Below are 6997 nucleotides of genomic sequence, written 5' to 3'. Positions count from 1 at the left end.
GAAATTAATGAAATTTTGAAGCTTGGAGCTAACATTGATAGAGATTGTTGCCCGGATTTAATCGGTATTCGCAGCCCAGTGTTAATTACCATAATGGCTAGAGTAAGTGCAATATTAGATGTGAATATGCCAGACAATTGCTACATATTTCATGACAAAGACTCCCATAATCAGTTAACAATTAAAGATGCAGCTTTAAAATTTATCAAATTAGCAAAAAATGGAAACTAATAATCCAAATTCTGATAGAATGAAAATTGCAGACAGATTAAAAGAAGCAAGAACTTTAGCGGGACTTTCCCAATCACAAGCAGCAGACAGATTAGGTTTGCAAAGACCTGCAATATCGGAAATTGAATCTGGAAAAAGGAAAGTGAGTGCTGAAGAAATTATTCAATTTTCAAATCTTTACCGAGTAGATGCTTCCTGGCTTATACTCAACGAAAGCGAAACGAAAGATGGTTTATCTCCAGAAATGAAATTTGCAGCACGTGAATTCGCCAAGCTTTCTAAGGAAGATGCGAATCGGTTAGTGCAGCTGATGAAAATTTTACCAAAGTAATTTTTTGATGAATCACCTAGTCAAAAAGGCAATTTTCAAGGCTGATGAGATCAGAATGAAGCTGGGGCTCAATATGTTTCAACCCGTAAACGTATTTACTGCTTGCGAAAAGATCGGTCTAACGGTTCGATTCGTCGATATAAATATGGAAGGTATATACGTGACATCGAGAAATTCTAGTTTTCCCACCATACTCATTTCAAATTTGCGACCATTTCCCAGGCGATATTTTACCTGTGCTCACGAGCTCGGTCATCATGTCTTCGGGCATGGTGGAAAAATAGATATTTTGACTGATAATGTTGATATGATGGCAAATAGAGAAGAGGATGAATTATTAGTTGATGCTTTTGCAGGGGCTTTCTTAATGCCGGTAGCAGGCATTTTGGCAGAATTTGTAAAAAGAAATTGGACCATTAAAAACGCAACACCTCTTCAATTTATTACAATTTCATCCGTATTTGGAGTAGGATATCAAACGCTAATTAGTCATTGTAGGTTAAATCGAATTATAAGCGACCCTCATGCGCAATCCTTATTAAATTATAAGCCCAATGATATATTGTTTAAGATTTTTGGCGGCCCTGTTAAAAATTCTTTTTTTAAGATAATTGATGATTGTGCGGAAAATCCAACCATTGATTTGGAAACATCCAATTATATTTTTCTGCCAAATGACTTGAAGGTCGAAGGTAATAATTTGAAGCAATGTCAATGTACCGGCGCTGGTATAGCGTATATTGCTCAAAGGTCAGGTATTGTTCGTGTAGCCACAAAGGATGGCGATGAGGGCAGTTTTATAAGAATCCAAAATCATGGCTATATAGGCTTGTCAGAAAATAGACATTTAGAAAATGAAAATGAATAATTATGATAACTTCCCCGCTCTTGATCGAAGACAATAATATCTCTAGTGCTTGGATTAGAACATTGAAACATATCATCGAATGTCCAGGAAACGAGATTACCCCACTTGTAGTCAGCCTTACCGAGTTTAACGAAAGTCCTGCATTCCGTGTTGCATTAGATAGTGACCTCAAGAAAAATGATAAAGCTAAAGTGCATACAGTAGCAGAAACAATATTTCCTGAGTCGCTATACGTCCTTAATGGTTATGATAGGCACAAATTGTATAAGGGATTTCTTGAAATATTACCGCGTATTAAAAAAATTGATGCGTCCAGCAATGCTCGGGGAACCTATTTCGAACGTCTGATAGCATTTGACGGCGGTCCTAAAGGAAAAATTAATCAATTGGAAAATATAATCACTTCTTTGCAAGACCGAGTTATTAAAAGAAGATCAAAGCTTCAGGCATCAATTTTTGATCCTTCGAAAGATCATACTGAGGGAGCTTATCAGCGCTTTCCATGTTTGCAACATGTAACATTTTATATGACTCCAAACGGAAAACTCATTTTAAATAGTTTTTATGCAGTGCAATATCTTTATGAGCGCGCCTACGGTAATTGGTTGGGCTTGATAAATCTGGGAAAATTTGTTGCACATGAAATAGGTACCGAATTGGAACGGTTCACGTGCTTCATTGGTGTTGAAAAACTTGACAAGTTGACAAAATCCGAAGGTCAAAACTTATTGGATTTAATGGCAGAAAAAGCAAACCTATAAAGATTTATTAGTATTATGACTCAGGTAGCCAGAAAGCCAGACAAAAGGAAGAAAAAAATTGAATCAGTCGCAAAAGGGAGAATTGACATTTATATTCCGCTAACTCCGGCAAAAACAACCGAAGTATATGATAGTTATTGGAGATTTGCTGTTCTTAGACAAGAGACTTTTTTTAACAGGGTTGACAGAAAACCTTATCCTTGGTCACCAGACCCGATTATTGGCCGGTACAAATTTACTAATGCATATCGTGCATCTGACAGGGTAAGTCAGTTTTTAATAAAAGAGGTAATTTATAATTCTCAATTGCCTGATAATCCCAAAGAGATTTTATTTCGCATTTTCCTATTTAAATTATTCAACAAAATTGAAACTTGGAAATTGCTTACTTCAAAATTGGGACCACTGACGTATTCCGATTACAGCTTTAAACATTATGACAAAGTGCTGAACGACGAATTTATAAGCGGTAAACGAATATATTCTGCTGCATATATAATGCCTTCGGGAAAATCATTTTTTGGGTATGAAAGAAAGCATTCCAATCATCTTAAATTGATTGAAATGCTGATGAAGAATGACATGCATGGTAAATTGTCTTCGGCAAAAAGAATGCAACAAGCATTTGAAATCGTTAAGACTCTCCCAGGATTAGGGGATTTCTTAGCTTACCAAATTCTTATTGATATAAATTACTCAACCATTTTGAATTTTTCAGAATCGGATTTTGTTGTTCCTGGTCCTGGTGCAAAGGGCGGGATTAGTAAGTGTTTCTATAGCACGGGTGGTCTAAACGATGCTGAAATTATTAAGCTAATGACAGAACGCCAGGAGTGGGAGTTCGAAAAATTGGGATTATCCTTTAAAACTTTGTGGGGAAGGCTTCTTCAGTTGATTGATTGTCAGAACCTTTTTTGTGAGGTGGATAAGTATGCAAGAGTAAAACATCCAGACATCAAAGGTGCCAGCGAAAGAACAAGGATAAAGCAGATATTTAAGGCGAATATCCAGCCAATTGATTATTGGTTCCCACCTAAGTGGGGAATCAACGAAAATATCAAGAGAAGGGTTCTTTAACAGGTATTTATACACATCGAATGTACATTCTGTACAATGGGTTGAGAAGTTTTAGGTTATTGAGTAAATTACTAGTTAATATAGGGATATGTTTTTAGGTGTAAAGGATTTTAATATAATTCAGACAAAGTTTTCAGTAATTGAGCCGTTCAATACGGCGAGGCTAACAAACGGATGTTATGAACTTAGCCTCGGTGAAGAAGTCTATTTGACTGATGCTAAAACAGGGAAAGTCGAAATTTTAGATGACTTAAAGAATAGACCTGTTGACATAAATCCTGGCCAATTCGCCCTGCTTTTGACCAAAGAAAAAGTATATGTACCTAAGGATAAAATTGCCTTTATATCCATAAAAGCAGGGGAGAAATTAAAAGGTTTGATAAATGTATCGGGCTTTCATGTGGATCCGGGTTTTCACGATAAGTTGCTTTTTTCCGTGTACAATGCCGGTCCTTCCCCAATAGTTTTAAATTACGGAGAACCGTATTTTCCTATATGGTTTGCAGAACTGAAGTCTGAGCTTGATGAAAGCGAAGCATATAATAAGAACAATGAACATTTTGGCAAGCTTAATCACATTCCGCCAAAATATATTGAGTTTTTAAAAAGGGGAGAACTGACTTCACCTAAAGCCTTATTCGATAAAATAAAGGACGTTGAAAGTAGTTTAAATGAAAAAATAATTAAGTCGGATGAAAAGAAAGACAGAAAAATCTGGCTTTATGGAATATTAATCGGCTTAGCAACTACAATACTATTAAAACTATTATTTGACGGGTCTAGTTATGACAAAGGCTATGTTGATGGCAAGAATTCAAAACTTATTATTGAGCAGATTAAACAGGAGATTCAAAGGCCTAATTTTGATAGTATAGTTTCCTATAAAGTAGATAGTTTATTTAAAAAAAGAGCTCAAGATGACACAACGAAAAGATAATAACGATTTATTCGATGCAGGATGTAAAAATGATGAGCAAATTCCTCGCAGCTTTACAGCGTTCTTCGAAGAAGTGGGAGAAGGCACTAAAGGAGAGGTAAAGGTTATTCTAAATGGTATGAGCCAGTTAGGTGATGTAATTAACGACAACTCTTATACTAATGACTTTTATAGATACCACGATGTATTTCATTATACTTTTGCAGCTGTTCTTGGATGGTCACCTTGTTCTCGTGCAATGATGAGAAGAAAGCGAAAGAGTTATGAATTGGTAGATAAGATTGAAGATGGGGCGAGGGCCTCTATAACAGAGGAAGCAATATCTATGATTGTTTTTAATGAGGCAAAAAGAAAAGACTATTTTAATAACGTTAATAAAGTTTCTAAGATCACGCTGAGAATTATAAAAGAGATGACAGAAAATTTTGAGGTGAAAGTGAGATCTGCAGAAGAATGGGAGCGTGCTATCCTGAAGTCTTATGAGATGTTCAGGTTGTTAATTAAAAATCATGGTGGCAAGGTTGAATTTGACTTAATAACAAAAGAGGTTGCATATTCTAAACTAAATTAGTTTTCCTACAAAGCTTGATTATATACACATGCAAATATACCCCAAGCGACCAAAGGCGCGACCAATTAATGCCTAATTATTTTCAATTGCGTCCTTGATTATCTAAATTCAAAGATTTATCTAAAATGATTGTTGGTATAGGTTGCGATCTGGTTGACCACAGCTTGATAAGATTACTTAAGTGGGAATCAGACTCTCATTTGCTGCGTAAGATATTCTCCAAAAAGGAAATGGATTTGTATTTTAATAAGAAATCCATTCAATTTTTAGCCGGGCGTTTTGCGGCCAAAGAAGCAGTTTTAAAAAGTATAGGTGTAGGAATGCAGGATGGAATTGCATTGACTGAAATCGAAACACTTCCTTCCGAATTAGGAAAACCTGAAATATTCCTAAGTGGTGAAGTAATGGATATTTCTGTGAATTTTGCTATAACTTCCTGGTACATTAGTCTTGCACATTCCAACGAATATTCCCTGGCATATGTTATCGCTCATGGATAAGGCGACCCGGCAGAGCCGCTTATCTCGAAAATCAACAATCTTTTCATGAATCAGCATTTTGTTCCTAGGGTTTATCTAAGAAATTTTGCAAACCGAAGAGGAGACGAATATTTCGTCGATGTTTTCGATACGAAACTGAGTCGTTATTTTAATGCGAATATCAAAAAGGTTTGTTCAGAAACTGATTTCTATACTTTAGAAGAGGGGAACCGGGTTGCAAGGGATTTGTTTGCCATAGAAAAAATATACGGTAATGGGATAGAGCCTCTTTATAAAAAGAGTTACGATATATTAACGAATCCAAACATCAGATTTATTTCTGAATTGCAGAGAGCGGAAATTATCATGGGACTTTTTCAGTTTTATATTCGGAATCCGAGGTTGCTTAACAGAAGTTTGGCGCATCATAAAGCACAAATTTTAAAACTTTGCAGAGAAGCTAACAGTTCGTTTAAGAAAGGAATTACTTACCTAGATATAGATTTTTCTTTTCGTGAATATACAACGGAGGGTATTATGGATTATTTCGAAAAACTAATAACAAAGACTTTCAAAGAACAACACATCAGTAGGATTGATGAGATTGGTTCTTTTCATATTGACGTTAAGTTTGAAGTTGCTATGATTAGAGAAGACGATTCAGAATTCATTACTAGCGATAACCCTCTAGCGTTACAGGACTTGATCAGTAACGACGAAAATCCATTGGAAAGATCTAAGGAATTTATTATTAGCCTAAATAAAAAGACGGCCATTCGATTATATCATGATAATAGCAAAAGAAGAGATGAGGTGCGACGTCATTGGATACCCAACCTGTCTGTAACAATGCACAATAACACAGTTAGGGAACAGGCGTCGCGTTTTTTGATCACCAATCGTGAGACAAATGAGCGGAATCAGCAGCAGACCGATAAATTTCTAAATGATACATCTGCAGAAGCCAAAATAAATATGATCAGGCAAGTTCTTGCCATATTTCCAGAAACAAACGAAAACAGAGATTCACACGCCGTGCTGATTGAATACCTGAAAAAATATGAACAGAATGGCACTTTAACGGACCAAGAGCAACATGAAATGATTCTGAAAACCCGTGAAATACAAAATAAATTTCTCAGAAGACGGATAACACTTTAGAAAAAATCAGAGCTCTTAACCGAGAACTCCCAGATATTAGCAAAACCGATAAATTGCGTTTTCTTATTGACCGGTTTTCGAAGGTGTGCTATGTGGAATTACAAATATTCTCTCCAAATTCAATAATAGTTGCACTCGATTTATAAAGTAAAGCTGTGAAGTGAAACGCAGATACAATTATCTCAAGAAGATTGCGACAAAGCTCCATTCATAATTCCCGAAAACTCATCCAATTTTGGGTGCTATGGTAGTAGTGTTGACGAGTGTCGAGCTCGGAAAAGTTGTCTGCATTTGACGTGGAAAGTTGTTATAAAATGCGTTAATAATCTGTTCATTTTTATCCGTGAATATTCGAGTACGTAGTGATTCAACGGCCTGAATATAAATTTCGTACAATTTGGGTACATTGAGCATTTTATAGTGCCCATGGGTTCGATTTATTAAATTGGAACTCGCTGGCCATTTCGTGAGTCCACAAAAATTGTTGGAGTCCATTTTTGCAAAAAATACATGCATCAATTTGTGTCTATAATTATAAACAATACTAGCTCGATCTCTTTCTGTTATAGACGGCATGAAAT

At 35.9% G+C, this 6997-nt stretch carries 9 protein-coding genes; all 9 read left to right on the top strand.

Going from position 1 to position 6997, the window contains the following annotated elements; genetic code table 11:
- On the top strand, positions 1 to 231 hold a 231-nt coding region (locus VNZ46_RS00435), incomplete at its 5' end, for a hypothetical protein (RefSeq protein ID WP_325558098.1).
- Positions 221 to 562 carry a helix-turn-helix transcriptional regulator gene (locus tag VNZ46_RS00430; protein ID WP_325558097.1) on the top strand — a complete coding sequence of 114 codons (342 nt, stop codon included), beginning with the start codon at positions 221 to 223 and terminating at the stop codon, positions 560 to 562. The genes VNZ46_RS00435 and VNZ46_RS00430, both read left to right, overlap by 11 nt.
- A 7-nt stretch (positions 563 to 569) precedes the next feature.
- On the top strand, positions 570 to 1430 hold the full coding sequence (locus VNZ46_RS00425; RefSeq protein WP_325558096.1) for an ImmA/IrrE family metallo-endopeptidase: 861 nt from the start codon (positions 570 to 572) through the stop codon (positions 1428 to 1430).
- Positions 1431 to 1450: 20 nt separating this feature from the next.
- Positions 1451 to 2191, top strand: coding sequence for a hypothetical protein (locus tag VNZ46_RS00420; RefSeq protein ID WP_325558095.1), 741 nt, complete (start codon positions 1451 to 1453; stop codon positions 2189 to 2191).
- A gap of 15 nt (positions 2192 to 2206) precedes the next feature.
- Positions 2207 to 3268: a nucleotide kinase domain-containing protein gene (locus tag VNZ46_RS00415; protein WP_325558094.1), complete on the top strand. Its 1062-nt coding sequence runs from the start codon at positions 2207 to 2209 to the stop codon at positions 3266 to 3268.
- Between the two features lie 88 nt (positions 3269 to 3356).
- Positions 3357 to 4205 carry a dCTP deaminase domain-containing protein gene (locus tag VNZ46_RS00410; RefSeq protein ID WP_325558093.1) on the top strand — a complete coding sequence of 283 codons (849 nt, stop codon included), beginning with the start codon at positions 3357 to 3359 and terminating at the stop codon, positions 4203 to 4205.
- Positions 4186 to 4776 (top strand): hypothetical protein, encoded by a 591-nt coding sequence (locus VNZ46_RS00405; RefSeq protein ID WP_325558092.1) that lies wholly within the window; start codon positions 4186 to 4188, stop codon positions 4774 to 4776. Before VNZ46_RS00410 ends, VNZ46_RS00405 begins: the two co-directional genes overlap by 20 nt.
- 125 nt (positions 4777 to 4901) lie before the next feature.
- Positions 4902 to 5276 (top strand): holo-ACP synthase, encoded by a 375-nt coding sequence (gene acpS / locus VNZ46_RS00400; protein ID WP_325558091.1) that lies wholly within the window; start codon positions 4902 to 4904, stop codon positions 5274 to 5276.
- Between the two features lie 45 nt (positions 5277 to 5321).
- Positions 5322 to 6416, top strand: coding sequence for a DUF4238 domain-containing protein (locus VNZ46_RS00395; protein WP_325558090.1), 1095 nt, complete (start codon positions 5322 to 5324; stop codon positions 6414 to 6416).
- Positions 6417 to 6997 lie beyond the last annotated feature (581 nt).

The organism is Pedobacter sp., assembly GCF_035566355.1.
Lineage (GTDB): Bacteria > Bacteroidota > Bacteroidia > Sphingobacteriales > Sphingobacteriaceae > Pedobacter.
The sequence above is the reverse complement of the archived record's forward strand: the minus strand, read 5'-3'. Positions and strand labels throughout refer to the sequence as shown.